Origin of the sequence: Microbacterium sp. Leaf351 (assembly GCF_001423825.1) — a bacterium.
Classification (GTDB): Bacteria; Actinomycetota; Actinomycetes; order Actinomycetales; family Microbacteriaceae; genus Microbacterium; species Microbacterium ginsengisoli.
In genome coordinates, this window is the sequence record NZ_LMPK01000011.1 from 51,011 (window position 1) to 53,650 (window position 2,640).

Sequence of the window (2,640 nt, forward strand, 5' to 3'; positions counted from 1 at the left end):
CCGTGTAGTCGGCCTCCGTCGTCACCTCGATGGCGTACGTGGCGCGATCACGGGCGACGTCGTTGCACGGGAACCACGTCGGCGCGCCAGTCGGCTGTGAGGCGACGATCGCGCCGTCGGTGAGCTCCTCCCACCCGAGCGCCCCCCACCGGGTGCGACGCGGGTGCGGCGAGCCGGAGTACGCGACCTCGAGGCGGAACGCATCACCCGCGGCGAGCTCTGCCGACAGCGTGATGCGCAGCTTGCGGTCGCTCTGGCGGAACGTCGCCTTGCGGTCACCGTCCACCCGCACCTTGCCGACCCGCAGGCCGACGACGTCGAGACTCACCGTGCGGGTGGCGGCGAGCGCTCGCCCGTCGAGCACGACGGTGCCCTGCAGGCGGTTGGTCGAGACGCGGTAATCGAGCCGCAGATCGTAGTGCTCGACGGCGATCGCGGCGTCGCCGCTCTGCGGGGTGTACGGGTCGACCGTCATACCCGCTCGCTCTGGTAGGCGCGCACCTTGACTGCCCGCCAGGGGCCGATCGGATTGCCGCTCCACCGTGAGCCGACCGGCACGGCCTCTCCGCGCATCACGAGGGAGGCGGGACCGACGGTCGCATCCGCGCCGATCGTGGCGGCCGGCAGGATCACGCTGTGCGGGCCGAGCGTGCCCCCGGGTTCGATCGTGACGGTGTCGATGCTCATCACTCGATCATGGAACAGATGCGTCTGAACCACACATCCGCGGTTCACCGTCGCCCCGTCGCCGAGGGTCACGAGATCGGGTTCGGGCAGCCAGTAGCTGTCGGTCCACACGCCGCGGCCGACCTTCGCGCCGAGGGTGCGCAGCCACATCGCGAGGGCCGGCGTGCCGGCCGCGCTGTTGGCGAACCAGGGCGCCGCGAGCATCTCGGTGAAGGTGTCCGCCACCTCGGTGCGCCAGATGAAGCTCGACCAGAGCGGATGCTCCCCGGGGTGGATGCGACCGACGAATGCCCATTTCGCCGCCGTCGTGATGAGCGCGGCGACCGCGCCTGCGACGAGCAGCACGACCCCCGACAACAGCACTGCCGCGACCCCGCCCCAGGCCTGGGAGATCGCCGCCAGGGTGAGGAGCACGCCGAGGCCGAGCCCGCAGGTCACGAACACCGGCACGATGCGGCACAGCTCCCACAACGTGCGCGCCACGCGCAGTCCCGGCCGCGGCCGGTAGGTGCGCTCGAGGTCGCCGTCGTTCACGATGCGACGCAGGCGCACGGCCGGCGATCCGAGCCAGGACGATCCGGGCTTGGCTTTGGGCGGTGCGACCGAGAGCACGGCGACCAGGCCGTCCTTCGGCACACGGTGCCCGGCGGCGGCGAGGCCGGAGTTGCCGAGGAAGGCGCGCTTACCGATGCGCACCGGAGCGAGCCGCATCATCCCGGCACTCAGCTCGTAGGTGGCGACCATGGTGTCGTCGGCGAGGAACGCCCCGTCGTCGACAGTCGTCAGCGAGGGGATCAGCAGCACGGTGGATGCCTCGACGTCGTGCCCGACCCGGGCGCCGAGCAGTCGCAGCCACACGGGGGTGAACAGGCTCGAGTACAGCGGGAACAGCACCGTGCGGGAGGAGTCGAGCAGGCGCTCGGTCGTCCACGCCTGCCAGGCGATGCGGCTGCGTACCGGGTGCTCGCCCTCGCGCAGCCCGATCGCGAGCAGTCGGACGAGCACCACCACTGCGGCGGCGTACGCGAGACCTGTCACGAGCGCGGCGGGGAGCAGCCAGGCCAACGCCCCTGGCACGGCATCTGCGACGGATGCCGCATCCCGCACGCCCTGCGCGAGCACCAGCCCGCCGAGCGCGAACGCGGCGATCGGCAGCAGACCGAGCACGGTCGAGGACGCCGCGTAGGCCCACAGCCAGCGCGTCGGAGCGGGGGGCCGCTCGGTCGCTCCAGGGTGGGCGGCACCGACACGAGCAGCCGGCGAACCCGCCCACCGCTGCGCGGCGCGAACGCGCCCGAACACCGCGGAGCCGGGCGCGATCTCGGCACGACGGCCGATCTTCGTGCCGGGCGCGAGGGTGCTCCGCGCCCCCACCGTCGCCCCCGCACCGATGCGGATGCCGCCGATGCGCACGGTGTCACCGTCGATCCAGTACCCCGAGAGGTCGACCTCGGGTTCGACAGCGGCACCCTCGGCGATGTCGAGCATGCCGGTGACCGGCGGCATCGTGTGCAGGTCGACGCCGCGGCCGATGCGCGCACCGAGGGCGCGGGCGTAGTAGCTCACCCACGGCGCCCCCGCCATGCCGATCGGGTCGATCTGCGCGTGCACCTGCTCCGCGAGCCACAGGCGCAGATGCACCGCGCCGCCGCGCGGGTAGTCGCCGGGCCGCAACCGCCACAGCAGCACGCGGGCGAAGGCGGCAGCGATCGCCATGCGCCCGAACGGCGTCGCGAAGAGCACGAGCGCGAGCAGCACGACGATCCCCGGGGTGTCCGGCAGCCACGTGAACCCCGGCCCCAGCCGCAGCAGCCAGCCCGCCGTGATCAGCCACGTCAGCCAGCGCAGCCCGCTGAGGATGAACAGGGGCGCTCCGGCGAGCGTCTGCAGCCACTGCATCGCCCGCGGCGTAGGGCGGGGCGAGCTGAAGGTGGTCGGCGCCTCGTCGTCATG

1 protein-coding gene and 1 pseudogene are annotated in these 2,640 nt (G+C 72.8%); both read right to left on the bottom strand.

What is annotated here, in order from left to right:
- A pseudogene (locus tag ASG00_RS16870) lies at positions 1-475 on the bottom strand (M1 family peptidase); the annotation flags it as partial.
- The coding region (locus tag ASG00_RS16875) for a Pls/PosA family non-ribosomal peptide synthetase (protein WP_268771948.1) at positions 472-2,640 on the bottom strand (2,169 nt) is incomplete at its 5' end. The gene ASG00_RS16875 and the pseudogene ASG00_RS16870, both read right to left, overlap by 4 nt.